Raw genomic sequence first — 24,365 nt, forward strand, 5'->3', positions numbered from 1 at the left:
TGCGTCCGCTCTTAAGGTCGTGACGCGGAGCTTCAACGGATGCATTCCCACGCGGAGCGTGGGAACGATCATTCAGGCTACACCGCCTCGCGGTAGGGGTTCCTCGGATCCTGCGTCCAGTTCAAAAACGGCTTCCCGGTATCCACCGGCACCATCTCGATACAGTCCGCCACCGGGCAGGTGATCTGGCACAGGTTGCACCCCACGCACTCATCATCGATCACTTCGTATTTATGTGTCCCATCCGCCTGCTTCAAGCTGGCAATCGCCTGGTGCGACGTGTCTTCACAGGCAATATGGCAACGCCCACAGCCAATACATGCCGCCTGGTCAATTTTGGCGATCACCTGGTAATTGATATCCAGGTACTTCCAATCCGTCGTATTGCCCACCGCCCGCCCGGAAAATTCCTGCAGGCTGCTGTAACCCTGGCTGTCCATCCACCGCGACAGCCCGTCCTTCATTTCTTCGACAATCCGAAACCCATGCAGCATCGCCGCCGTGCACACCTGCACCGCGCCGCAGCCCAGCGCGACGAATTCCGCTGCATCGCGCCAGTTGCCAATCCCGCCAATCCCGCAGATCGGCAAGCCTTGTGTCTGTGGGTCCCGGGCAATCTCCGCCACCATGTTCAGTGCGATGGGTTTCACCGCCGAGCCGCAGTAACCCCCGTGGGTGCTTTGGGTGCCGACCATCGGCAGGGCGACCATGCGCTCCAGGTCGACACTGGTGATGGAGTTGATGGTGTTGATCAGCGACACCGCATCCGCGCCCCCGCGATACGCTGCCCGCGCCGCCACGCGTATGTCGGTGATGTTCGGCGTGAGCTTGACGATCACCGGCAGCGAGCAATAGGTCTTGCACCAGCGCGTCACCTGTTCCACATACTCCGGCACCTGGCCCACCGCCGCGCCCATGCCGCGTTCCGGCATGCCGTGGGGGCAGCCGAAGTTCAGCTCGATGCCGTCACAGCCGGTGGCTTCCACCAGTGGCAGGATGTGCTTCCACGACTCCTCAACACACGGCACCATCAATGACACGATCAGCGCGCGGTCCGGCCAGTCCTTTTTCACCTGGGTGATTTCCCGCAGGTTGATCTCCAGGGAGCGGTCGGTAATCAGCTCGATGTTATTGATGCCGAGCACTTCACGGTTGGCACCAAAGTGCGCCGAGTAGCGCGATGAGACGTTGACCGCGGCCGGGTCTTCGCCGAGGGTTTTCCAGACCACGCCGCCCCAGCCTGCTTCAAAGGCGCGGACCACGTTGTAGGCCTTGTCGGTAGGCGGCGCGGAGGCCAGCCAGAACGGATTGGGGGCTTTGATGCCGGCGAATACAATCGAGAGATCGGCCATTACGCAGCCTCCACATTCAGCATGAGTTGGGCGTGCATGGCTTCAGCGGCCAGCTTGCCATGTTGCACGGCCTGGACGGTGAGGTCCTGGCCGAGGCTGACGCAATCGCCGCCGGCGTACACACCGGGGATGCTGGTGCGCAGCTGTTCGTTGACGAAGATCCGATCGCCCTGGCGTTGCAGTTGGTGGGCCAGCGGGTCGTGCAGTGCCTCGTCGTCGAAGCCTTGGCCGATGGCCTTGAAGATCGCGTCGGCGGCCAGTTCGAAGGTCTCGCCGGTGGCTTGCAGGCGGCCATCGACCATGCGGGTGCGGGCGAAACGCATGCCGCGCACATGGTCCTGGTCGTCGAGCAACACTTCTTCGGGCTGGGCCCAGGTCAGCAGGCGTACCTGGTTGGCCTTGGCGATGTCCTGCTCATGGCCGGTGGCGCCCATTTCAGCCAGGCCACGGCGATACACCAGGTTGACGTCACGGGCACCGAGGCGGGCCATTTGCACCGCCATGTCGATGGCCGTGTTGCCGGCGCCGAGCACGATGCAACGGTCGGCCAGGGGCAGTTGACTGAGGTCGTCGGCCTGGCGCAGTTCACGGATGTAGTCGGTGGCGGCGAGCAGGCCGGGGGCGTCTTCGTGTGGCAGGCCGAGCTGTTTGCTGGCAGCCAGGCCAAGGCCGAGGAACACTGCATCGAACTGCTGGTGCAGTTCGCTCAAGGTCAGGTTGTCGCCCAGGCGCTGGCCGTGACGGATCTCGATGCCGCCAATTTGCAGGAGGAAATCCAGTTCCTTTTGCGCGAAGTCATCCACCAGCTTGTACTTGGCGATCCCGTATTCATTCAGGCCGCCGGCTTTTTCCCGGGCTTCGAAAATCACCACGTCATGGCCGTGCAAGGCGCTGCGATGGGCGCAGGACAACCCCGCAGGCCCGGCGCCGACCACCGCGATGCGTTTGCCAGTGGGCGCGGCGCGCTGGAACGGGTGTTCGCTGAAGTGCGCGTTGTCCACCGCGTAGCGCTGCAACAGGCCGATCAGCACCGGGGCGCATTCCTCGGCATTGTTGCGCACGCAGGCTTGCTGGCAGAGGATTTCCGTCGGGCAGACCCGGGCGCAACTGCCGCCGAGGATATTCGCCGAGAGAATCTTCTGCGCGGCGCCCTGGACGTTCTCCGTGTGGATATTGCGGATGAACGACGGGATATCGATCTCGCTGGGGCACGCGTTAACGCACGGCGCGTCGTAGCAGTAGAGGCAGCGCGAGGCTTCCAGTTGGGCTTGCCGGGCATTGAGCGGCGGCGCCAGGTCGGTGAAATGCGCGGCGAGGGCCGCCGCATCTTCATGGGGGTGGGGAAGATGGTTCAGGGTCTGGATCACGGTATTGGCCTCACGGTTTTTGAGGTGCTGCCTCTGGTGGGCAGTGGTTTTTTTTTTTTGCCTGTACCGGCCTCTTCGCGAGCAAGCCCGCTCCCACATTCGACTGCATTTATCCTGTTGGAATGGGGGCGAATGTGGGAGCGGGCTTGCTCGCGAATGGCGGCCTCAGCGTTTCACAGCAACCGGCCTGGAACGCTCCGCCCGCCTGCTCAACTGCTCAAACACCGGCGGATACGGCGGCCGTTCGATATACCGACCCGCACCCCGTTCGGCGCGCAAATCCCCATCCGCCCAGACCAGCTTGCCCTGGCTGATGGTATGGCTCGGCACGCCGCGCACGGTCTTGCCTTCGAAGATGTTGAAGTCGACTTTCTGGTGGTGAGTCTTCGCGGAAATGGTCCGTGTGCCTTGCGGGTCCCACAGCACCAGGTCAGCATCGGCCCCCACGCGGATCGCTCCTTTGCGTGGATACAGGTTGAAGATCTTCGCGGTGTTGGTAGACGTCAGCGCAACGAATTCCTGCATCGACAAGCGCCCAGTGTTCACGCCCTCATCCCACAACAGCGCCATGCGGTCTTCGATACCGGCAGTGCCATTGGGAATTTTGCTGAAGTCATCCCGCCCGGCGGCTTTTTGCTCGGCGCAGAAGCAGCAATGGTCGGTGGCGGTGGTGTGCAGGTTGCCCGATTGCAGGCCATGCCACAGTGCCTCCTGATGCCCGCGCGGGCGGAAGGGCGGGCTCATCACATAGCCGGCGGCGGTCTGCCAGTCGGGGTGTTGATACACGCTGTCGTCCAGCAGCAGATGCCCGGCCAATACTTCGCCGTACACCGGCTGGCCCTTGCTGCGGGCGTAGGTGATTTCATCCAGCGCTTCCTTGGTGGACACGTGCACCAGGTACAGCGGCGTGCCGATGGTTTCGGCAATCCGGATCGCCCGGCTGGCGGCTTCACCTTCCACCTGCGAAGGCCGCGACAACGGATGCGCTTCAGGCCCGGTAATGCCCTGGGCCATCAGCTTGCGTTGCAGGTGATACACCAGCTCGCCGTTTTCGGCATGCACCGTCGGTACCGCACCCAGTTCCAGGCAGCGTTCGAAGCTCGCCACCAAGGTGTCGTCGGCGGCCATGATTGCGTTCTTGTACGCCATGAAATGCTTGAAGCTGTTGATGCCGTGTTGGCTCACCAGCTCGGCCATTTCCTCGCGGACCTGCTCGCTCCACCACGTAATGGCGACGTGAAAGCCGTAGTCGGACGCCGACTTCTCGGCCCAGCCGCGCCACTGATGGAAGGCTTCCAGCAGGGATTGCTGCGGGTTGGGAATCACGAAGTCGATGATCGACGTGGTGCCGCCCGCCAACCCGGCGGCCGTGCCACTGAAAAAATCTTCACTGGCCACGGTGCCCATGAAGGGCAACTGCATATGGGTATGGGGGTCGATGCCGCCGGGCATCAGGTATTGACCGCTGCCGTCGAGTATCTCGGTGCCGGCGGGAATATCCAGATCAGTGCCAATGGCGCGGATTAGACCGTCTGCGCATAAAACATCGGCTCGGTAACTTTCATCATGGGTAATAACGGTAGCGCCACGGATCAACAGCGACATGTCGAGTTCCTCACAGGCTTGACCGGCTTGTGCCAGTTCTAAGTGTTGTCATGCATCGCGCCGCTGGAAAGTTAATTCCTGTCAGCGGTGACAGGAATAGAAACTAGCCCGAGTTTTTCGAATGAGCAAGAATATTTTTTATAAGCTTATGTCTGTAATAAATTATTGAATTTTAACGATAAAAAATCAAAATCACCAAAATGTAGCGGCCTCTCACCATTTTGACGCACTTGACAGGTTCCCAATATGAGCAACATTTCCTATTGCAAATCAGACGCTTGAGACATGCCTCTTGACGGGGCCGGTAAATAAAAATAATTGTGTTGCACCAGATTGAGTCCTGAGGGTTCGGACAACTTCTGCGTTAGTTGGCCTGAGTAACGCTGAAAGTAACGAGGGGCTCTTCGGTCGAGACAATAAAGCTGATAAACATCAGCAAGTTATATAAGCGGTGCGGGCAGGTTGACGGTTTACGGCACGGTTATTGAGTGCGGTGGCGGTTGGCCGGGTCCCGGATGTCATGTTGTCAACGAGGTACTCCGGCCATCCCGTGCACGTCACGGGGTGAGCAAAAATAATTCGAAAAAACCGTGGAGCGGCCATGCAACAGAACAGATCGCAAGTCATTGAGCGCAACGGCCTGTACGAACTCGACGCCGGCCCCGACGTCCTCGACAGCCCCCGCTACAACCACGACATGGCACCGACCAAGGTGCGCGAACGCACCTGGAACAAGTGGCATATCACCGCGCTGTGGATCGGCATGTCAGTGTGTGTGCCGACCTACACCCTGGGCGGCGTGCTCACCGCGTACTTCGGGTTGTCGGTGGGCGAGGCGCTGATGGCGATCCTGCTGGCCAATATCGTGGTGCTGATCCCGCTGACCCTCAACGCCTTCCCCGGTACCAAGTACGGCATCCCGTTTCCGGTGTTGCTGCGCTCGTCCTTCGGCGTGCTCGGCTCCAACGTGCCGTGCCTGATCCGCGCGTTGGTGGCGTGTGGCTGGTTCGGTATCCAGACGATGTTTGGCGGCCTGGCGATCCACCTGTTCCTGGGGTCGATTTTCGAGGGTTGGAAATCCCTTGGCGGCACCGGTGAAGTGATCGGCTTCATGATCTTCTGGACCCTGAACCTGTGGGTGGTATTGCGTGGCGCCGAGTCGATCAAATGGCTGGAAACCCTGTCGGCACCGCTGCTGGTGGCGGTGGGTATCGGGCTGCTGGTGTGGGCGCTGCCGAATGTGTCGCTGACCGAGTTGATGGCCATCCCGCCCAAACGTCCCGAAGGCGCGAGTCTCACCGGCTACTTCATGGCGGGCCTGACGGCGATGGTGGGTTTCTGGGCCACCTTGTCGTTGAACATCCCCGACTTCAGCCGCTACGCCAAGAGCCAGAAAGACCAGATCCTCGGGCAGATTTTCGGCCTGCCGCTGACCATGTTCCTGTTCGCCGCCCTCGGCGTGATCATGACCGCCGCCTCGGTAAAACTGGTGGGCGTCAGCGTCTCCGATCCGGTGACCCTGATCGGCCATATCCAGAGCCCGGTGTGGGTGGCCGTGGCGATGGCGCTGATCATCATCGCCACCTTGTCCACCAACACCGCGGCGAACATCGTCTCGCCCACCAACGACTTCCAGAACATCGCCCCCAAGCTGATCAACCGCACCACAGCGGTGGTGCTCACCGGCCTGGTGGGCCTGGCGCTGATGGCCCACGAACTGCTGAAAAAGCTCGGGCTGATCATTTCCGACGTGAGCCTGGAAACCGTCTATTCCAACTGGTTGCTGGGTTACTCAAGCCTCTTGGGGCCGATCGCCGGGATCATGGTGGTGGACTATTTCATCATCAAGAAACAGCAACTGGACCTCGCCGGTTTGTATCGCGATGACGTGTACCCGGCGTGGAACTGGCATGGCTTCCTGGCGTTTGGCGTGCCGGTGGTGTTGACGTTGCTGTCCCTGGGCAGCGACGCGTTCAGCTGGTTCTACAGCTATGGCTGGTTCACCGGCTCGGCGCTCGGTGGCCTGTTGTATTACGCCCTCTGCATGAAGCGCGGGGCTCGTGTGGTCGCGGTGAAAACACCGCTTTAATCGATGTGGAATGCAATCAAATGTGGGAGCGGGCTTGCTCGCGAATACGGTGTGCCAGTCGCCAGATGTGTTAGCTGAATCACCGCCTTCGCGAGCAAGCCCGCTCCCACATTTTTGATCGCAGTCCTCCAGTGAGAGTCTGGTCAAATTCATAAGAACTACTGCCTGAGGAGATCCCCATGAACGCTGCCATAGACGTTCTGCAATCCACCCATCAGCACATCAACCGCGATCGTCTGTGGCTGTCCCTGATGGAACTCGCCAAGCTCGGCGCCACCCCCAAGGGCGGCGTCTGCCGCCTGGCCCTGACCGACCTCGATCGCCAGGCCCGCGACCTGTTTGTGAAGTGGTGCGAGGAAGCGGGCTGTACCGTGACCATCGATGGCGTCGGCAATATCTTCGCCCGCCGGCCCGGGCGCAATCCCCAGTTGCCGCCGGTGATGACCGGCAGCCATATCGACACCCAGCCCACCGGCGGCAAGTTTGATGGCTGTTTTGGTGTGCTGGCGGGCGTTGAGGTGTTGCGCACCCTCAATGACCTGAAGGTGGAAACCGAAGCGCCGCTGGAAGTGGTGGTGTGGACCAACGAAGAAGGCTCGCGCTTTCCTCCATGCATGATGGGCTCCGGGGTGTTTGCCGAGAAATTCACCCTGGCCGACACGCTGGCGAAGACGGATGCCGACGGCGTGACCGTGGGCGATGCGCTGAATGCCATTGGGTATGCCGGATCACGCCCGGTGAGCGGGCACAAGGTGGGCGCATATTTCGAAGCACATATCGAGCAAGGTCCGATTCTTGAGGATGAAAAGAAAACCATCGGTGTGGTGCTGGGCGCCCTTGGCCAGAAATGGTTCGACCTGAAACTGCGGGGTGTCGAGGCGCATGCGGGGCCGACCCCGATGCACCTGCGCAAGGATGCCCTGGTCGGTGCCGCGGCCGTGGTGGCTGCAGTTAACGCGGCGGCGTTGGGTCATCAGCCTCACGCCTGCGGCACCGTCGGTTGCCTGCAAGCGTATCCGGGCTCACGCAACGTCATTCCTGGCGAAGTGCGCATGACCCTGGACTTCCGCCATCTGGAACCGGCGCGGCTGGATTCGATGATTGCCCAGGTGCGCAAGGTGATCGACGAGACCTGCGCCAAGCACGGCCTCACGTTCGAGATGACACCCACCGCTGACTTCCCGCCGCTGTACTTCGACAAAGGCTGCGTGGATGCCGTGCGTGATGCGGCCAATGGGTTGGGGTTGTCGAACATGGATATCGTGAGCGGGGCAGGGCATGACGCGATTTTCGTCGCGGAACTGGGGCCCGCGGGGATGATCTTTGTGCCGTGTGAGGGTGGCATCAGCCATAACGAAATCGAGAACGCGGCGCCGGATGATTTGGCGGCGGGGTGTGCGGTGTTGCTGAGGGCAATGGTGGCAGCTTCGGTGGCAATCGCCAGCGGTAAGTTGGCTGCCTGAGTACGTCCAGTCACTGCGATAAAATGTGGGAGCGGGCTTGCTCGCGAAGGCGGTGTGTCAGCCAGCATATCCGGTGCTGACCCACCGCCTTCGCGAGCAAGCCCGCTCCCACAGTTGATCACTGTCGTTCTTGAGACAGGTATCAGGCGTCGGGCTTCCAGCCTCCGCCCAGCGCCGTCACCAAACCCACACTCGCCTGCAACTGCCGCGTCTGCACCGCCTGCAACGTGCGCTGCGCCTGCAACGCCGCCGTCTGCGCCGTCACCACATCCAGATAACTCAGAGCCCCCGCCAGATAACTGTTCATCCAGCGCTTTCTGCTGCAAATCCGGCAGTTGCCCCTAGTTATCTTTAACCTTGCGCACGGCGCGTAAAACCTGGCTGAGGTAGTGGGCCGAGGCCTCTTCAAACTCGGCCTTGGCTTGGCACTCAGGCGCCCGCCGTTGAAGATCGGCCGGTTTACCAAGGGCCCCAGAGCCCAGTGGATACTAGTAACTGCAGATAATGGGTTAAATAGTATGAAGGTCACATCCGAGCAGCTTGTGTGAAAGTTCCCTTTTTCATTTTTCCGTTATCGGTGCTACCTGAAGGTGTTAGTTTTTTTTGCAAGCACCTAACCGTTTTGCTAGCTATTTACTTTTGCAATGTTTTGATAGGGTCAAATGCATCGGAATAAATGCTTGGGTTAAAGGAGGAATAATGAAGCTAGGTGATATAGGAGATACGCCACTTGTGGAGGTTAAAAGCGACAGCGGAAATCGGGTGTTTTCAAAGTGCGAGTTTATGAACCCGTCGGGCAGTCATAAGGATAAAACCTACTTGAGTATCATTACCAAGCTAGAGGCATCGGGGGTTATTCAACCTGGCATGATACTGGTGGATAGTTCCACAGGGAACGGAGGTGCCGCGCTCGCATGGATAGGCAGAGAAAAAGGTTATTCAATAAGAGTTTTTATGCCAGAGGGCATGACGCAGGAACGCAAAGCACAAATTTTATCTTATGGGGCACAAATAACCGAAACTCCAAAGGAAGAGTTTTTAACTGGAGCGGCTACGATGGCCAAAAAGTTTTCCTCAGAAACACTAGAAGGAAATACCTACTTTCTGGATCAGTCCAATACGCTACTAAATAAAGAGGCATGGCACGGCTGTGGCGAAGAAATCGTCAATGCACTAAAAAAGATGAATGTCATACCTGACTTTTTCATATGCTCCATCGGTACAGGGGGAACGTTTTCCGGTATTGCAGAAGTGTTGAAACGAGAATACAAAGAAATTAAAGCTATAGGTATAGAGGTCAAAAGTTCGGCACCTCTCTACGCGATGAAGAAAAATACGGCTTTTAAGCATCGTCCTCATAATCTTATGGGGCTGGGGGCTGGAGTATTATCCATTAATACGATACCTGAACTTGTAGATGAGGTGAGGTTAGTGGGTGGCGCCCGGTCTTGGCAGCGCATGAAGCAATTTATCGTTGATTCGGGTATCCAGATTGGACCAACTTGCGGCGCAAATTTATTGGTCTGTGACGAGATTATTCGGGAGTGTAACAATCAAAATATCGTGACTCTATTTTTTGATAGTGCGTGGAAATATAGAAGTCGCTGGGATGGTATTTATCCAGAATACAGGGAGGATTGAAAAAATGTTACTTGAAGATGTTTATAGGAACGCCGATGTTGTGAATTCTGGAAAAGCATTGACTACGGTTAATGAATTTGCGGATCAGATTCCCGCGCTGCGGCCACAAGTTTTGATGGAAGTCGCTCAGAGGTCAATTAGGCTTATGGATCTGACTGCTACTAAAATTGTTACTGAGGAGGATAAAGGGGCACCTCTCGCCACAGCGGTTTCGTTATTGACTGGCATTCCTCTTGCGATGGCGCGCTGGTATCCCTATAGCCTGGATTGTCTAAATGAGCAGGTTGTGGGTATTAGTTCAGAATACTTTGACGGGAAACTATATCTCAACGGAATAGGTCGCGATGATCGAGTTGTCATCGTTGATGATACGTTGAGTACCGGGGGGACGATTGTTTCATTGGTTGACGCCGTTAGAGCAAGTGGCGGGGAAGTTTTAGGTGTTATCTGTGCAGTAGAAAAAGTAGGCGGCGGAGGAATCGGGGAAGTGTTTGAGAAAACTGGGATTTTGGTAAAAACTATAATAAAAATCAATGTGAGGGCTGGAGGTGTTGAGGTGATTGACTGATGCGGATTTTAGATGGCATCAAGACGATGAAGCAATTCGAAGCCCGTCAAGGTTGCACACCATCTGGTGATTTAAATGAGTAGCTTGATGCGGCGCGGAATGGTGCTTGGGCTGATTTTTTGCTTTATCAGTGCTGCATTTGACGTGTATGTGGCTTTTGTTACCCAAATGATAAATCCCTTGGTAGTCATTTTTTACTGCTTCAGTTTTTCAGGAGCGTTTTTTCTAAGTTTTACGCTCTTGCGAAGTAACAAAAAACTTATCTTAAAACTGTGCGAAAACATATTGTTAGTTTTTTTAGTCAATGTTGCAGTTCTATTGAACTGGGGCGGCCTATTCTACGCACTCCGTTATCTGGAACCTGCCGTTGTCGGCGTGGCCTCAGTGGCATGCGGGCCGGCGCTAACGCTCATCCTCTCTGCTCTTGATAAAAACAGAGTTAAAACCGCGTTGGCGGATACATTGATTTCCTGGCTGGTACTGATTTCCGTGGGAATCATGTTGTTCAAGTCATTCATGGGTGACAGTGGTGTGTCTTCCACCACTACCGGGCAGCGAATGCTTGGCATCGTCAGCGTTCTGGTGTGCGCGTTGGGCACCGTGATGTATACGATCGTCTCGAAAAAGCTATTCGCTCGACAGTGGGTTGTTTATGAAATTCTGGCGGTCCGAAATGTGGTGATGATCATTGCCTGTGTCGTCTTGATTCCCGCGACGGGTGTCGGTTTTGCCTTGGGCCCTGAGCTGTTCTGGCCGATGCTGACGTTAGTGGTGATTGGCCATTTGCTGCCGATTTATCTGATTCAAAAAACCATTCATTATCTCAGTGCTATCCATGTCTCGCTGTTACTGCTGACACTGCCGGTGTTTGTCCTGCTGCTTCAATATCTCGACACACGAGTGGAGTTTTCGGCAGCCAGTGTCACGGCGGTTGGCGTCATTATTTTTTTACTCTCTGGACGAGCAATCGCAAGTCTGTATCTCGAAAGGCGGGGATTGAGATGAGCAGAGTCGTGATAGTCGATGGTTTTTCATCCGGTAAGTTTGTCGCGAAAGCGTTGCGTGAGCGAGGCTGTACGTTGATCCATGTGGCGTCGTCCGCGACGCTCGATGATTATTACTACATGGGTTTCGATGCCTCGATTTATGAATGTCTGATCGTCAATAAGCAGTTGGAAGCGACGGTCGAACGCGTTGCGACGTTCGATCCCCAGTACATCATCGCTGGGGCTGAAACCGGTGTGTTGTTGTCTGATTGGCTCAACGAGCAGCTCAATCTTCCTTATCGCAACCAATTCAACCGAACTCAGGCGCGCAGGAACAAGTTTGAAATGATCCGTTGTGTCGCCGACGCTGGGCTGCCAGCCGCGCAACAGGCTATCGTTGAGTCATGGAGTGCGGCCAAGGCCTGGATCCTGGGGCATGGCAGGTTTCCCGTGGTGCTGAAACCTCTGGATAGTGCAGGCGCGGATGGGGTTTATATTTGCGATGATTTGCAAGATTGTGAGGTCGCCTTCGGAAAGGTTTTGGGAACGACCAATCGACTCAATATTAGGAACGCTCAGGTCCTGATCCAGGAATATTTGGTTGGTGTGGAATATGTTGTGAATATGGTCTCCCTGGGCGCGAGGCAGATGGTCACTGAAGTGGTGAGATACCGAAAGGAGCGGCTGGACAGCGGTAGCGTCATTTACGACATTGATGAACTGGTCAGCCCTGCCGAGCCTGAGTGTGAGCTGCTGGTCGACTACACCCGCAAGGTCGTCAGAAGCCTGGGCATTGAAAATGGCCCTAGCCACGCGGAGGTTATGCTGACCGAAAAAGGTCCCAGACTTGTGGAGATCGCAGCGCGCACCGACGGAATTCTTCGTCCTGAAGTATCCGAACAGACGACAGGACTGGGGCAGATTCGCGCCACGGTTATGTCCATCGTTGAGCCGGAACAATTTGAGCGCTTGCTTGACGCCCAGGTAGGTTATGAATTGTTGCTGCACAGCTATAACGTCTGCCTAATCAATCGTTCGCCGGGTTGTTTCACCAAAGAGCTGTTTTTAAGCGAGCTTCTGAAGCTCGAGTCCTATTTTTATTCGGTGTTCTACGTTGGCAGCGGGCAGCCGATTGGCATGACCAAAGACGTATTCAGCCAACCGGGTACCATTTATTTGGTGCATGCCGACAACGCGGTCATCAAGGCGGATTATTTGAAGCTTCGAGCACTCGAGGCTGTGGGAGCCTACTTGGCGCCCTGACGTCCGGATCAACAAAACTCCCGTATGTGATCCCGGTTGTAGGAAGCAACCTCACGCCCCAGGCAACCAGCCGCCGCCCAGCGCCGTCACCAACCCCACACTCGCCTGCAACTGCCGCGTCTGCACCGCCTGCAACGTGCGCTGCGCCTGCAACGCCGCCGTCTGCGCCGTCACCACATCCAGGTAACTCACAGCCCCCGCCTGGTAACTGTTCATCGCCAGTGCCTGTGTGTGCTCGGCGGCATTCGCGGCGGCTTGTTCGTCCATCGCCTCCTGCTGCAAGTCGCGCAGTTGCCCAAGGTTGTCTTCCACCTCACGCACGGCTCTTAACACCTGGCTGCGATAGTGCGCCGAAGCCTCTTCAAACTCCGCCTTGGCCTGGCGCTCATTGGCGCTTAACCGGCCGCCATCAAAGATCGGCAGATTCACCAGCGGCCCCAGCGCCCAATACCGATTGGCGGCGGAGAACAAGTTGCCCACACCTTGGGTCTGCCCGCCAATCAAGCCGGTCAAACTGAAATCCGGGTACCACGCCGCCTTGGCCACGCCGATATTCGCGTTGGCCGCAAACACCCGCCGTTCCGCCGCCGCAATATCCGGCCGACGTTGCAGCAACTGGCTCGGCAACTGCTGTGGAATTCCCGGCAAGGCGATCAATTGCTGGCTCGGCGGCAGCTGGAATTCACTGGCGGATACGCCCACCAATTCACCAATCGCATGCTCGGTGAGATTGCGTTGACCGCGCACATCGTCAAGCTGCGCCTGTGCTTCAGCCAGCTGATTCTGCGCCCGGGTCAGGTCGAGCTCCGAGGCGATCTGCCCCTCGTACCGGCTGCGGGTCAGTTTCAGCGCCTGGCCAAAATCATCCAGCGAACTGCTGAGAATCCGGCTCTGGGCATCCAGTCCGTTGAGCTGCACGTACAGCGTCGCCAACTGATGCTGCAGGCTCAGGCGTGCCACCGCCAAATCATCCCCGGAGGCTTGGGCCTGTGCATCGCCAGCCGCCACCTGGTTGCGGATTTTGCCCCACAGATCCAGATCGAAGCTCAGCGCAAACCCCGCCGTGTTGCTGTTGTACACCGAAGGCTGGGTATCACCCCGCAGTGGCCGATTGTCCGATTGCCGCTGGCGCAACGGTTGCGCGCTGGCGGTTATTTGCGGGAACAGCCCGGCATGCAACTGGCTGGCATACGCCTGGGACGCATCGAAATGCGCCAGCGCCGCCGCCAGGTCCGGGTTGGCCTTGAGCAGTTGTTCCTGCAGGTCGTTCAGGCGCGGGTCCTGGTAAAGCTGCCACCACTTCGGCGCCAGTTGGTCGGACGGTTGCGCGCTGTGCCACGGGCCGTCGCTGGTCTGTTCGCGGTACTTGGCCGGCAGGTCGATGGTCGGCGCCTTGTAGGTGGGCGCCAGCGAGCAACCGTGCAGTGCCACCAATACCAGGGCCGCGAGGGGTTTAAGCCTTGGGCGCATGGGCACCTCCGGCATCGGCCATTTGCACGGCGTCGCCTTCGCGCAGTGCGTCGGGTGGGTTGTCGACTACGCGATCGGCGGGTTTCAGGCCCTGGTCAATCACCAGGCGCTCGCCGAGGTCGAGGCCGATGTGGATGTCTTGCAGGTGCACGTGGTTCTTGGCGTCCAGTACCGCGACCTGGGTGCCTTCGGCGCGGAAGATCAGGGCGCTGGCCGGGATGCTCACGCCATGGGTATCCGCCGGAATCGCCAGGGTGGCTTCGGCGTAGTCGCCGGGCAGCAACTTGCCGTCCGGGTTGTCGGCCACGAACTGTGCGAGCAGGGTGCCGGAGCGGCGGTCGATGGCGGTGGAGTCGCCCATCAGCTTCGCGCTGAAGTGTTCGCCGGGGTGCTCGGGTACCGTCAGTTGGGCGGCCAGCCCGGGATGAATCACCGCGGCGTAGTTCTGCGGCACCGGCACGTAGAGGCGCAGTTGGTGGGTGTCGGCGATGTCGAACAGTTCCGGATCGCTGTCGCTGTCAGCCTTGATCAACTGGCCGATGTCGGTGTTGCGCGCGGTGATCACACCGGCGAATGGCGCGCGAATGGTCTTGTAGTCTTCCAGCGCCGAGAGCCGCGCATAGTCAGCCTCGGCGGCCTGGGCGTTGGCCTTGGCGGCCAGGGCATTCGAGGTTTTTTCATCGGCCTCCTGGCGCGATACCGAATGGCTGTCCAGCAGGTTTTTCCAGCGGGTGGCAGTGGTTTCTGCCAGTCGTGCGTTGGCCTGTTCCTGCACCATGCGCGCGTGGGTTTGCGCCACTTGCTGGTCGAGGTCGGGGCTGTCGATCTCGGCGAGAATCTGCCCGGCCTTGACCTGGCTGCCGATGTCGACTTTCCAGTCTTTCAGGTAACCGCTGACCCGCGCATGAATCGGTGCCTTGCTCCAGGCTTCCAGATGAGCGGGCAGGCGCAGGGTGTCGCCGGCCGCGTTCTGTTTGGGCTGGAACACCAGCACCTGCGGCACGGCGGCGGTTTCGGTCCAGGCGGTGACGGATTTTTCATGCATCGTACGGGCGTGCAGGCCGTTGGCGACCAACAGGGCAGCCAGTGTCAGGCCGCCGACACCCATGAGCATCAGACGCTTGCGCGAGGGTTTGTGATCAGACGACATGTGAAGTTTCTCCAGCAGCAGCGCGAGTAGGGTGACGACCGTGGACCAGGCTGAAGACCACGGGTACAAACAGCAAAGTGGCAGTGGTGGCGAGGATCAGGCCGCCGATCACGGCACGTCCCAGCGGCGCGTTTTGTTCTTCGGACAAGGCCAGCGGCAACATGCCGATGATCATCGCCAGGGCGGTCATGCAGACCGGGCGGAAACGGGTGTAGCCGGCTTCCAGTGCGGCCTTGAGTGCATCGCCATGTTCGGCCAGGCGCTCTCGGCAGAAGCTCACCACCAGGATCGAGTTGGCGGTGGCCACGCCCATACAGAGGATGGCCCCCGTGAGTGCGGGCACCGACAATGACGTGCCGCTGAGGAACAGCATCCAGACGATTCCCGCGAGCGCTGCCGGCAGCGCGGTGATGATCACGAACGGGTCGGTCCAGGACTGGAAGTTGACCACGATCAGCAGGTAGATCAGCACCACCGCACCGAGCAGGCCGAAGCTCAAGCCGTTGAACGCTTCATGCAGCGCATCGATCTGCCCGTGCAGGCTGATGGTCGCGCCTTTGGGGCGCATCGGGGCCATGTCGTTCAGCACCTTTTGTACATCGCTGGCAACGCCGCCGAGGTCGCGGCCTTGCACGTTGGCGTACAGGTCCAGGGTCGGCTCGATGTTGTAGTGGGTCACCACCGCCGGGCTTTGTACCCGCGAGATGGTCGCCACGCCGCCGAGGATCTGCGACTGACCATCGGCACCGGTTACCGGCAACGCTTCCAGGGACGGCAGGCTGTCGAGGCGGTATTGCGGGGTGGCTGCCACGATCGAATAAGACACGCCGTTGGCCGGGTTGAGCCAGAACGTTGGTGCGGTTTGCGAGCTGCCGGCCAGGGACGCAACCATGCTGTTGGTTACGTCACGCTCGGTGATGCCCAGGCCGTTGGCACGCATGCGGTCCACGTTGACTTGCAGTGACGGGTAGCCGGTGGACTGCTGGATGCGCAGGTCGGCAATGCCCGGTATGTGTTTCAGGCGACGTTCCAGTTCGATGGCGTAGGCGCGGTTTTCTTCATCGCTGCGCCCGGAGATTTTCACGTCCAGCGGGGCCGGCGAACCGAAGTTGAGGATCTGGCTGCTGATGTCTGCCGGGAGGAATGCGAACTGGCTGCCGGGGAAGCTTTCGGGCAACGCTTCACGCAGTTTTTTCACGTAGTCGGCGGTGGGCGCATGGTCCTTTTTCAGGGTGACCTGGATATCGCCGTCCTGTGGGCCGATGGTGCCACTGCTGCTGTAGGCCATGTCGATGCCGCTCAGCGGGATGCCGATGTTGTCGACGATGGTGTCCAGTTCGTCGGCCGGAACGATCTCGCGAATCCGCGCTTCGATCCGGTCAAAGGCCGCCGCGCTCTCTTCGATGCGTGTGCCCAGCGGCAAGCGCACGTGCAGGGCCATGGCCCCGGCGTCGGTGGCCGGGAAGAAGTCCTGGCCCAGGCTTGGCAGCAGCAGGAACGAGGCGAGGATGCACGCCAGGAAGCCGATGATGAAGCGCTTGCGGGCGCCGAGGGCCAGGGTCAGCAGGCCGTGGTAAACGTCCCGCACGTTGGAGAAGTGACGCTCAAAACCCTGCTGGAAATTCAGCACCGATTGCAGCACCGCGTTGCGCTGCGGTTTGTGCTGGTCGCCCTCGTGATGGTTGATGAATTCATCTTCCGGGTGATGACCTTCACCTTGCTCCGGCACGTGCGGCTTGAGCAGGAACATCGCCAGGGTCGGCACCAGGGTCCGCGACAGAATGAACGAGCTGGCCATGGCGAAAATCACCGCCAATGCCATCGGGCGGAACAGGTAGCCGGCGATGCCTTGCAGCATGAACATCGGCACAAACACGATGCAGATACACAGCAGGGACACGAACGCCGGGCCGACGATTTGCTTGGCGCCGTCGAGGATCGCGTCCTTCACCGCCTTGCCTTGTTCCAGGTGCCAGTTGATGTTCTCGATGGTCACTGTGGCGTCGTCCACCAGGATCCCCACGGCCAACGCCAGCCCGCCGAGGGTCATGACGTTGAGGGTTTGCCCGGTGGCCGCCAGCAGGGCGATGGCCGACAGTACCGCGAGGGGAATCGACGCGGCGATGATGATGGTCGAGCGCCAGCTGCCGAGGAACAGCAGGATCATCGCACTGGTCAGCAAGGCGGCGATGATGCCTTCCTGGGCCACGCTGCCCACCGACTGTTTGACGAACACCGAGGCGTCGCCGAGCAGCGAGGTCTTCAGCGACGGCGGCAGGGTTTCATTGATGCGCGGCAGCATCTGGCGGATGCCGTCGATGATCGACAGGGTGGAGATGCTGCCGTTTTTCAGGGCCGGCATCAGCACCGCACGGTGGCCGTCGACGCGCACGATGTTGGTCTGCGGCGGCGAGCCGTCACGCACGTGGGCCACCTGGCCGATGGTGATGATCGCACCGTCGACTGTCTTGATCGGCAAGTCGTTGAGCTCATCAATCGCCTTCGGGCTGTTGTTGAGCAAAATCGTGTATTCGTTGGGGCCGAGTTTGGCGGTACCCACCGGGATAATCTGGTTCTGCAGGGCCAGGGCGTTGCCTACGTCCTGCGCCGAGAGACCTTTGGCGGCCAGCGCCTGTGGGTCGAGGTCGAGGGTGATCTGGCGTTGCTTGCCGCCCATTGGCGTGGGCATGGCCAGGCCGGGCAGGGCGCTCAGGGGCAAGCGGATGTTGTTCTGCACCAGGTCGCGGATCTTCGCTTCCGACAAGCTGGGGCTGGAGAACGCCATCTGCAGAATCGGCACCGTAGAGGCGCTGTAGTTGAGGATCAGCGGCGGCGTAATGCCCGGTGGCATCTGCTTGAGCACGGTTTGTGACACCGCTGTTACCTGGGCGTTGGCGGTGCGGATATCCACGCCAGGCTGGAAGAAAATCTTCACGATGCCCATGCCGGGTAACGACTGCGATTCAATGTGCTCGATGTCGTTGACGGTGGTACTCAGGGAGCGTTCGTAGGTGTAGATCACGCGACCGGCCATGGCGTCCGGAGACAGGCCGTTGTACTGCCAAACCACCGCAACGACGGGGATGCCAATATCGGGAAATACGTCAGTGGGGGTACGCAAGGCCGCCATGGGCCCGATGATGCAGATGAAAATTGCCAGCACGATAAACGTGTAGGGCTTGAGCAGTGCGGTCTTTACCAGCCCGAGCATGCCGTAACCTCCAAAGGAGTTGGATTGCAAACGCTCGCAGTCTTGACGGACCCACCTAACACGCACCTTTCAGCCAGGTGAAGGAAGATTTAGTTAACGGCTGAAGATCCTTTCATATGTATTCATTTGTTCAACAATGGTGACAGTAACAAGCTGGATACCGATCGAACGGGAGCTGTTTCGCCTGTTCACTCTTTATCCATTTGGAGTTCTGCCATGTCGCTTAAACCCTTGTTGTTGATCCCGGCCTTGAGTGCGGTCCTGTTGTTGTCGGCGTGTGCCGGCCCGATGCCGAAGGCGGACCCGAGCGAAGCCTGGATCGGCTTGCAAGAGGAGGCACCCAACGACCTGATGGCCGAGCGGGTAGACGGTAAAAACATTAATGATGGCCGCTACTTCGAAGTGAAACCCGGCGCGCATCGCCTGGACGTCACCTTGTTTGAAGAAGAGGCGGGGGATGATAACCAGCAGGATTGTCGCGGGCATGTGACCTACGGCAACTTCAAGGCCGGCGAGCATTACACCCTGGTGGAATCCAGCCTGGGTACGACGGTGCGTGCCGAGTTGAAGGATAGCCACGGCAAGGAATTGGCGCAGACCGAAGACTTCAGTTGCATGCCTGGCTAAGGCGTCAGGCGTGGTGCCCGGCGGGTTTGTGCAGCTTGCCGGGTGCTGCGGGTTTTACGTGTGGGTGATGGTGCCGGCGGGTCACGCGCATCACGCCCCACAGCATGGCGGCGGCGACGGCCAGCCAGCCACAGATCAAAAGCAGAATCGTTGTTGTCAGGCTCATAAGTGCCTCCTTTCGCCCGGTGCCGGGCACACACTGTCTTCTCAATGGACAGTCTAGCTATCCGCAGGTTGCCTGCTATTGACCAATGGTCGTGTGCGTCCAACTTGTTTGCTCTATCGCCGGCCTTTTACTGCGCTGCAAGGCTATACCCGCGCCCCGGAGCGTCCTATGATCAGGGCCCACGTCGACCGTTGATCAAGTGAGTGAAGAAGTTGCGGTTTCCCTCGAACATTAAAACCTCCTGGTGGGTCGCCGCCTGTTTCATGGGGCTGGCGGCCTGTTCCTCGCATCCAAAACCCACGAGCATCCCGGGGCTGCCGGAGAGTGTCGAGCTCAAGGGCGTGCCGGCGTTTCGCGGTGAGACTTACCTCGGTGGCCCAGCCGCTCTTGCCAGCATGCTGTCTCAACAAGGCATTGTGATTACACCGGGGCTATTGGATAAGCCACTGCATTTGCCGGGCGCTGAAGCGGACCTTGAACGCAACATGCAGGTGCTGGCCCGTGAATACGGGATGTTGGTGTACCCGCTGGAAGATCAGCTGCCGGCGCTGCTGGCACAGGTCGCGGCCGGGTACCCGGTGATGGCGCGTATCACCCAGGGCTCGACCTTCTGGGCCGGTCCGCGGTATGTCGTGGTGGTGGGTTACAACAAGCAGAAGAGCATGGTGCTGCTGCGTTCAGGCTTGGCGCGGCGCATGCCGATGGATTTCAGCGCGTTTGAGTCGGCGTGGAAAGACGGCGGCAAGTGGGCGGTACTGATTCAGCGGCCCACCCAGTTGCCGGTCAAGGTCGACGCCCAGCGCTGGCAGCAGGCTGCCAGCGCCACCGCGCAGGCGGGCCAGGAACAGGCGGCGGCCCAAGCAGTCAAGGCACTGGCCAGTCAGGCGAAATAAAAAAACGGCGCTCAAGGGCGCCGTTTTTTATGTCGCTATTTACGGATCAGCGGGATTCGGTGACCTGAACATTCGCCCGTGGGCGGTTCTTCAGGTTTTTGTCAGCCTTGTAGCGCAATGCGACGTCTGGCACCGAGCCGCTCTTGCCGGTTTCGACCCAGCTGCGGATGCGCCCGGCATCGGCAAAGTGGGTGAATTTGCCGAAGGCATCGAGGATCACCAGCGACACCGGGCGATTACCCATGCTGGTCACCAGTACCAGGCAATGGCCGGCCTGGTTGGTAAAGCCGGTCTTGGTCAGCTTGATGTCCCAGTTGGCGCGGTTGATCAGGTGGTCAGTGTTGGAGAAACCCAGGGTGTAGTTGGGTTTGCGGAACGAGACGGTCTTTTCCTTGGTGGTGCTCAACTGGCTGAGCATCGGGTACTTGCGTGCGGCGGCCAGCAGCTTGCTCAGGTCGCGGGCGGTGGACACGTTATGGATCGACAGGCCGGTAGGTTCCACATAATGGGTACTGGTCATGCCCAGTGCCTTGGCCTTGGCGTTCATCGCTGCGATGAAGGCCGGGTAGCCGCCCGGGTAGTGGTGGGCCAGGCTGGCGGCGGCGCGGTTTTCCGAGGACATCAGGGCAATCAGCAACATCTCCTTGCGCGGCATCTCGCTGCCGATCTTGACCCGGGAGAACACGCCTTTCATCTCTGGCGTGTCCTTGATGTTGATGTCGATGTATTCATCCATGTTCTGCTTGGCTTCCAGCACGATCAGGCCGGTCATCAGTTTGCTCACCGAGGCGATCGGCACGATGACATCCGGGTTGCTGGCATAGATGACTTTGTTGGTCTGCAGGTCTACCACCATCGCACTGCCGGAGGCGATGTGCAGGGTGGACATGTCGCGGGGAGCGGTGGTGGTTTCGCTTGCGCTCGCGAAGGTGCCTGTCAATGCAAAAAATAGGCTGACAATGGAAAGATGAATTTTCACGCGGATGAACTCGCTAAAAAAAGTAGGGATATACCGTTCTGCACGGACTTTCTGATAAATGCCGTTACATTTTAGGAGTATGGATCAGAAACTGTCGAATGTTCTTCTGAAAACAGATGAAACCCCTTAAAAACAAAGAAAAAACTACTTTTTTTCGGCCAATAAAAAGCCCTGCGATAAGGCAGGGCTCTTTCAGAACGGCTGGTTATTAGACGTGCAGGGTTTCGGCGGCGTACAGGGTGTTTTCCAGCAGGCAGGCACGGGTCATCGGGCCGACACCACCGGGTACCGGGGTGATCCAGCCGGCACGGGGCAGGGCGGTTTCGTACACCACGTCGCCCACGAGCTTGCCATCGTCCTGGCGGTTGATGCCCACGTCGATGACGATGGCGCCCTCCTTGATCCACTCACCCTTGACCAGGCCCGGCTTGCCGGCGGCGACGACCACCAGGTCGGCGCGGCCAACGTGGCCGGCCAGGTCCTTGGTGAAGCGATGAGTCACGGTCACGGTGCAGCCGGCCAGCAGCAGTTCCATGGCCATCGGGCGACCGACGATGTTCGAGGCGCCGACGACGACGGCATCCAGGCCATACAGATCGACGCCGGTGCTTTCCAGCAGGGTCATGATGCCCTTCGGGGTGCACGGGCGCAGCAGCGGGATACGCTGGGCCAGGCGGCCGACGTTATAAGGGTGGAAACCGTCGACGTCCTTGTCCGGGCGGATGCGTTCGAGCAATTTCGACGCGTCCAGATGCTCGGGCAATGGCAGTTGCAGCAGGATGCCGTCGATGGCCGGATCGTCGTTGAGGCTGTCGATCAGGTCGGTGAGGGCCTGTTGGGTGGTGTCTTCAGCCAAGTCGTAGGCTTTGGAAATAAAGCCGACCTCTTCACAGTCTTTACGCTTGTGCGAGACATAAACCTGAGAGGCAGGATCGCTGCCGACCAGGATCACCGCGAGGCCCGGCGTGCGCAGGCCTTGTTGGCTGCGCTCGGCGACTCGTTTGGCGATCTGCTGGCGCAGGCTGGCGGCGATTGATTTGCCGTCGATAAGTTGTGCAGTCATTACGCGTGATTAACCATCGAGAGGGGGAAGAAAAGTGCGCGCATTCTCGCATGCCATGGCGTGAGGGCAAAGGCGCTTGGTCTGCAAATTCCCCTAACCCCTTAAATAAAATGAATTTTTTATAAAAAGGATTTGACGGGTTTCGGGTCCATCTATACTATTCGTCGCACTTGTCGGGCACAGCCTAGCACTGGTTAGTTTGTAATCCTCCAAGAGTACAGATTAATAAGGCGCCCGTAGCTCAGCTGGATAGAGCATCCGCCTTCTAAGCGGATGGTCGCAGGTTCGAGTCCTGCCGGGTGCGCCATTAGGCAGCTTTGGCACAAGTAGCGCAATATGGTGGGCGTAGCTCAGTTGGTAGAGCACGGGATTGTGACTCCCGTTGTCGAGGGTTCGATCCCCTTCGTCCACCCCATATTTAAAAAGGCGCCAGATTAATAGTCTGGCGCCTTTGCTTTAAAAGCTTCAAGCGCGGATGTGGTGGAATTGGTAGACACACTGGATTTAGGTTCCAGCGCCGCAAGGTGTAAGAGTTCGAGTCTCTTCATCCGCACCAAATAAAGTTTCGTGAAGGCCTGCGGGTCGGCGCGAAGCTCAACAAATAGCCTTTTTGACGGGCTTTTTGGTCACGCAATATGGTGGGCGTAGCTCAGTTGGTAGAGCACGGGATTGTGACTCCCGTTGTCGAGGGTTCGATCCCCTTCGTCCACCCCATATTTCGAAAGGCGCCAGATTAATAGTCTGGCGCCTTTTTTGTTTCAGCGGTTTGAGTTTCAACGCAGTCGCAGGTGTTGGGCTGCAGGGCAGGGCGTTTCGTCGTATTTATGTTTCGCGATGATGCCGCACTGCTTGCCGGCCTTGTCCGCAGGGTCGGTTGTCAGGGAGATGATTGGCAACCGCTTCTATATATAGAAGGGTTGGCGCAGAGCCCTGGCATGATGGGATGTATTTGCCACCGGGGCGAGCTGCACTCGTGCATTCGCACCTATAAATTGCCTGCTGTTTTTTTACCCGTTTTCAGTAGGGTGACTTCTTGAGTTTGACCCACTAGAATGCATGCCCTTGATTCTGGGGTCGGAAACGGCCAGCTAACGTCTGTGCAACGAGGAATATCCATGCAAGTTTCTGTTGAAAATACTTCTGCTCTTGAGCGCCGCATGAGCATCACCGTGCCGGCCGAGCGCATCGAGACCCAGGTCAACAAGCGTCTGCAGCAGACTGCCCAAAAGGCCAAGATCGCTGGTTTCCGTCCAGGCAAAGTGCCAATGAGCGAAATCAAGCGCCGCTTCGGTGCTGATGCACGTCAGGAAGCTGTAGGTGACGTGATCCAGGCTTCCTTCTACGAAGCCGTTGTCGAGCAGAAGCTGAACCCGGCTGGCTCGCCTTCCATCGAGCCCAAGTCCCTGGAAGCAGGCAAGGATCTGGAATACGTTGCAATCTTCGAAGTGTTCCCTGAGTTCGAAGTTGCCGGTTTCGATTCGATCGCCATCGAACGCCTGAGCGCTGATGTTGCTGACTCCGACCTGGACAACATGCTGGAAATCCTGCGCAAGCAGAACACCCGTTTTGAAGTGGCCGATCGTGCTGCCCAGAACGAAGACCAGCTGAACATCGATTTCGTAGGCAAGGTTGACGGCGAAGCATTCGCTGGCGGCTCCGCCAAGGGTACTCAGTTGGTGCTGGGTTCCAACCGCATGATTCCTGGTTTCGAAGACGGCCTGGTTGGCGCCAAAGCCGGCGAAGAGCGCGTTCTGAACCTGACTTTCCCGGCTGACTATCAGAACCTGGACCTGGCTGGCAAAACCGCCGAGTTCACCGTGACCGTCAACACCGTTTCCGAGCCCAAGCTGCCAGAACTGAACGAAGAGTTCTTCAACCAGTTCGGCATCAAGGAAACCGGCATCGAAGGTTTCCGCACCGAAGTTCGCAAGAACATGGAGCGTGAACTGCGCCAGGCGATCAAATCCAAGGTCAAGAACCAGGTGATGGACGGTCTGCTGGCTGCCAACCCGATCGAAGTGCCGAAGGCCCTGCTGTCCAACGAAGTTGATCGTCTGCGCGTGCAGGCTGTTCAGCAGTTCGGCGGCAACATCAAGCCTGACCAACTGCCGGCCGAACTGTTCGAAGAACAGGCCAAGCGCCGCGTTGTACTGGGTCTGATCGTGGCTGAAGTGGTCAAGCAATTCGACCTCAAGCCTGACGAAACCCGCGTTCGCGAAATGATCCAGGAAATGGCTTCGGCCTACCAGGAGCCTGAGGCTGTTGTGTCCTGGTACTACAAGAACGACCAGCAGCTGAACGAAGTGCGTTCGGTTGTGCTGGAAGAGCAAGTTGTGGATACTGTTCTGCAGAAGGCTAAGGTGACCGATAAAGCGGTCTCTTACGAAGAAGCAGTCAAGCCGGCTGAAGCAGCACAAGCCGACTGATCGCTCAACTCGTTTGAAAATACACCCATAAGCCAGCCTCGCGCTG

General features: G+C 58.6%; 18 protein-coding genes, 4 tRNA genes and 1 pseudogene. 13 read left to right on the forward strand and 10 right to left on the reverse strand.

What is annotated here, in order from left to right:
- Window positions 1–77 precede the first annotated feature (77 nt).
- From preA to hydA, 3 genes are all read right to left on the reverse strand, one after another.
- Window positions 78–1,352: an NAD-dependent dihydropyrimidine dehydrogenase subunit PreA gene (gene preA / locus HX807_RS16370; RefSeq protein ID WP_003207829.1), complete on the reverse strand. Its 1,275-nt coding sequence runs from the start codon at window positions 1,350–1,352 to the stop codon at window positions 78–80.
- Window positions 1,352–2,719: an NAD(P)-dependent oxidoreductase gene (locus HX807_RS16375; RefSeq protein WP_177050473.1), complete on the reverse strand. Its 1,368-nt coding sequence runs from the start codon at window positions 2,717–2,719 to the stop codon at window positions 1,352–1,354. Before HX807_RS16375 ends, preA begins: the two co-directional genes overlap by 1 nt.
- Before the next feature lie 165 nt (window positions 2,720–2,884).
- Window positions 2,885–4,324 (reverse strand): dihydropyrimidinase, encoded by a 1,440-nt coding sequence (gene hydA / locus HX807_RS16380; protein WP_177050475.1) that lies wholly within the window; start codon window positions 4,322–4,324, stop codon window positions 2,885–2,887.
- 601 nt (window positions 4,325–4,925) lie between these two features.
- On the opposite strand from hydA, the gene HX807_RS16385 reads away from it, so the two are divergent.
- Window positions 4,926–6,413, forward strand: coding sequence for an NCS1 family nucleobase:cation symporter-1 (locus tag HX807_RS16385; protein WP_003207834.1), 1,488 nt, complete (start codon window positions 4,926–4,928; stop codon window positions 6,411–6,413).
- A 179-nt stretch (window positions 6,414–6,592) separates the two neighbouring features.
- A complete protein-coding gene (locus HX807_RS16390) occupies window positions 6,593–7,876 on the forward strand; it encodes a Zn-dependent hydrolase (RefSeq protein WP_087693198.1) in 1,284 nt (427 codons plus the stop codon).
- A 142-nt stretch (window positions 7,877–8,018) separates the two neighbouring features.
- On the opposite strand, the pseudogene HX807_RS16395 reads toward HX807_RS16390, so the two are convergent.
- Window positions 8,019–8,360, reverse strand: a pseudogene (locus HX807_RS16395) (RND transporter); the annotation flags it as partial.
- A 215-nt stretch (window positions 8,361–8,575) separates the two neighbouring features.
- Here HX807_RS16395 and HX807_RS16400 point away from each other — a divergent pair.
- The 4 genes from HX807_RS16400 to HX807_RS16415 all read left to right on the forward strand — a co-directional run bounded on the left by HX807_RS16400 (window position 8,576) and on the right by HX807_RS16415 (window position 12,334).
- Window positions 8,576–9,517, forward strand: coding sequence for a cysteine synthase family protein (locus tag HX807_RS16400; RefSeq protein ID WP_177050477.1), 942 nt, complete (start codon window positions 8,576–8,578; stop codon window positions 9,515–9,517).
- A 4-nt stretch (window positions 9,518–9,521) separates the two neighbouring features.
- On the forward strand, window positions 9,522–10,085 hold the full coding sequence (locus HX807_RS16405) for a phosphoribosyltransferase family protein (RefSeq protein ID WP_177050479.1): 564 nt from the start codon (window positions 9,522–9,524) through the stop codon (window positions 10,083–10,085).
- Window positions 10,086–10,160: 75 nt separating this feature from the next.
- Window positions 10,161–11,090 carry a DMT family transporter gene (locus tag HX807_RS16410; RefSeq protein WP_087693201.1) on the forward strand — a complete coding sequence of 310 codons (930 nt, stop codon included), beginning with the start codon at window positions 10,161–10,163 and terminating at the stop codon, window positions 11,088–11,090.
- Window positions 11,087–12,334, forward strand: coding sequence for an ATP-grasp domain-containing protein (locus HX807_RS16415; RefSeq protein ID WP_177050481.1), 1,248 nt, complete (start codon window positions 11,087–11,089; stop codon window positions 12,332–12,334). Before HX807_RS16410 ends, HX807_RS16415 begins: the two co-directional genes overlap by 4 nt.
- Before the next feature lie 51 nt (window positions 12,335–12,385).
- On the opposite strand, the gene HX807_RS16420 is transcribed toward HX807_RS16415, so the two are convergent.
- The 3 genes from HX807_RS16420 to HX807_RS16430 are packed head-to-tail and all read right to left on the reverse strand — an operon-like array spanning window position 12,386 to window position 18,165.
- Window positions 12,386–13,804 carry an efflux transporter outer membrane subunit gene (locus HX807_RS16420; protein WP_134327013.1) on the reverse strand — a complete coding sequence of 473 codons (1,419 nt, stop codon included), beginning with the start codon at window positions 13,802–13,804 and terminating at the stop codon, window positions 12,386–12,388.
- Window positions 13,788–14,954, reverse strand: a complete 1,167-nt coding sequence (locus HX807_RS16425; RefSeq protein ID WP_010166819.1) for an efflux RND transporter periplasmic adaptor subunit — start codon at window positions 14,952–14,954, stop codon at window positions 13,788–13,790. The genes HX807_RS16420 and HX807_RS16425 overlap by 17 nt, the downstream gene beginning before the upstream one ends.
- Window positions 14,944–18,165 carry an efflux RND transporter permease subunit gene (locus tag HX807_RS16430; protein ID WP_087693205.1) on the reverse strand — a complete coding sequence of 1,074 codons (3,222 nt, stop codon included), beginning with the start codon at window positions 18,163–18,165 and terminating at the stop codon, window positions 14,944–14,946. The genes HX807_RS16425 and HX807_RS16430 overlap by 11 nt, the downstream gene beginning before the upstream one ends.
- A 216-nt stretch (window positions 18,166–18,381) precedes the next feature.
- Here HX807_RS16430 and HX807_RS16435 point away from each other — a divergent pair, with 216 nt between their 5' ends.
- Window positions 18,382–18,792 carry a hypothetical protein gene (locus HX807_RS16435; protein ID WP_003207845.1) on the forward strand — a complete coding sequence of 137 codons (411 nt, stop codon included), beginning with the start codon at window positions 18,382–18,384 and terminating at the stop codon, window positions 18,790–18,792.
- Between the two features lie 4 nt (window positions 18,793–18,796).
- Here HX807_RS16435 and HX807_RS16440 read toward each other — a convergent pair whose 3' ends face one another.
- Window positions 18,797–18,958 (reverse strand): hypothetical protein, encoded by a 162-nt coding sequence (locus HX807_RS16440; RefSeq protein WP_003207847.1) that lies wholly within the window; start codon window positions 18,956–18,958, stop codon window positions 18,797–18,799.
- A 263-nt stretch (window positions 18,959–19,221) separates the two neighbouring features.
- On the opposite strand from HX807_RS16440, the gene HX807_RS16445 reads away from it, so the two are divergent.
- Complete coding sequence (locus HX807_RS16445) at window positions 19,222–19,851, forward strand: peptidase C39 family protein (protein WP_050550299.1); 630 nt, start codon at window positions 19,222–19,224, stop codon at window positions 19,849–19,851.
- 46 nt (window positions 19,852–19,897) lie between these two features.
- Here HX807_RS16445 and pbpG read toward each other — a convergent pair whose 3' ends face one another.
- Window positions 19,898–20,830 (reverse strand): D-alanyl-D-alanine endopeptidase, encoded by a 933-nt coding sequence (gene pbpG / locus HX807_RS16450; RefSeq protein ID WP_003207851.1) that lies wholly within the window; start codon window positions 20,828–20,830, stop codon window positions 19,898–19,900.
- Window positions 20,831–21,038: 208 nt separating this feature from the next.
- Complete coding sequence (gene folD / locus HX807_RS16455; protein ID WP_003207853.1) at window positions 21,039–21,893, reverse strand: bifunctional methylenetetrahydrofolate dehydrogenase/methenyltetrahydrofolate cyclohydrolase FolD; 855 nt, start codon at window positions 21,891–21,893, stop codon at window positions 21,039–21,041.
- Between the two features lie 230 nt (window positions 21,894–22,123).
- On the opposite strand from folD, the gene HX807_RS16460 reads away from it, so the two are divergent.
- The 5 genes from HX807_RS16460 (at window position 22,124) to tig (ending at window position 24,319) form a co-directional block, all read left to right on the forward strand.
- Window positions 22,124–22,200, forward strand: a tRNA-Arg gene (locus HX807_RS16460).
- Between the two features lie 32 nt (window positions 22,201–22,232).
- Window positions 22,233–22,308: transfer RNA gene (locus tag HX807_RS16465), tRNA-His, on the forward strand.
- 56 nt (window positions 22,309–22,364) lie between these two features.
- Window positions 22,365–22,449, forward strand: a tRNA-Leu gene (locus HX807_RS16470).
- Window positions 22,450–22,531: 82 nt separating this feature from the next.
- A tRNA-His gene (locus HX807_RS16475) sits at window positions 22,532–22,607 on the forward strand.
- 401 nt (window positions 22,608–23,008) lie between these two features.
- Window positions 23,009–24,319 carry a trigger factor gene (gene tig, locus HX807_RS16480; protein WP_003207855.1) on the forward strand — a complete coding sequence of 437 codons (1,311 nt, stop codon included), beginning with the start codon at window positions 23,009–23,011 and terminating at the stop codon, window positions 24,317–24,319.
- Window positions 24,320–24,365 lie beyond the last annotated feature (46 nt).

The organism is Pseudomonas sp. D8002 (assembly GCF_013385695.1).
In the GTDB taxonomy this organism is placed as follows: domain Bacteria; phylum Pseudomonadota; class Gammaproteobacteria; order Pseudomonadales; family Pseudomonadaceae; genus Aquipseudomonas.

What these genes read in the sequence shown, in the direction of transcription:
- preA (WP_003207829.1), bottom strand. Translation starts at nt 1,352, where the DNA reads ATGGCCGATCTCTCGATTGTATTCGCCGGCATCAAAGCCCCCAATCCG.
- hydA (WP_177050475.1), bottom strand. Translation starts at nt 4,324, where the DNA reads ATGTCGCTGTTGATCCGTGGCGCTACCGTTATTACCCATGATGAAAGT.
- HX807_RS16385 (WP_003207834.1), top strand. Translation starts at nt 4,926, where the DNA reads ATGCAACAGAACAGATCGCAAGTCATTGAGCGCAACGGCCTGTACGAA.
- HX807_RS16390 (WP_087693198.1), top strand. Translation starts at nt 6,593, where the DNA reads ATGAACGCTGCCATAGACGTTCTGCAATCCACCCATCAGCACATCAAC.
- HX807_RS16400 (WP_177050477.1), top strand. Translation starts at nt 8,576, where the DNA reads ATGAAGCTAGGTGATATAGGAGATACGCCACTTGTGGAGGTTAAAAGC.
- HX807_RS16405 (WP_177050479.1), top strand. Translation starts at nt 9,522, where the DNA reads ATGTTACTTGAAGATGTTTATAGGAACGCCGATGTTGTGAATTCTGGA.
- HX807_RS16410 (WP_087693201.1), top strand. Translation starts at nt 10,161, where the DNA reads ATGAGTAGCTTGATGCGGCGCGGAATGGTGCTTGGGCTGATTTTTTGC.
- HX807_RS16415 (WP_177050481.1), top strand. Translation starts at nt 11,087, where the DNA reads ATGAGCAGAGTCGTGATAGTCGATGGTTTTTCATCCGGTAAGTTTGTC.
- HX807_RS16420 (WP_134327013.1), bottom strand. Translation starts at nt 13,804, where the DNA reads ATGCGCCCAAGGCTTAAACCCCTCGCGGCCCTGGTATTGGTGGCACTG.
- HX807_RS16425 (WP_010166819.1), bottom strand. Translation starts at nt 14,954, where the DNA reads ATGTCGTCTGATCACAAACCCTCGCGCAAGCGTCTGATGCTCATGGGT.
- HX807_RS16430 (WP_087693205.1), bottom strand. Translation starts at nt 18,165, where the DNA reads ATGCTCGGGCTGGTAAAGACCGCACTGCTCAAGCCCTACACGTTTATC.
- HX807_RS16435 (WP_003207845.1), top strand. Translation starts at nt 18,382, where the DNA reads ATGTCGCTTAAACCCTTGTTGTTGATCCCGGCCTTGAGTGCGGTCCTG.
- HX807_RS16440 (WP_003207847.1), bottom strand. Translation starts at nt 18,958, where the DNA reads ATGAGCCTGACAACAACGATTCTGCTTTTGATCTGTGGCTGGCTGGCC.
- HX807_RS16445 (WP_050550299.1), top strand. Translation starts at nt 19,222, where the DNA reads ATGGGGCTGGCGGCCTGTTCCTCGCATCCAAAACCCACGAGCATCCCG.
- folD (WP_003207853.1), bottom strand. Translation starts at nt 21,893, where the DNA reads ATGACTGCACAACTTATCGACGGCAAATCAATCGCCGCCAGCCTGCGC.
- tig (WP_003207855.1), top strand. Translation starts at nt 23,009, where the DNA reads ATGCAAGTTTCTGTTGAAAATACTTCTGCTCTTGAGCGCCGCATGAGC.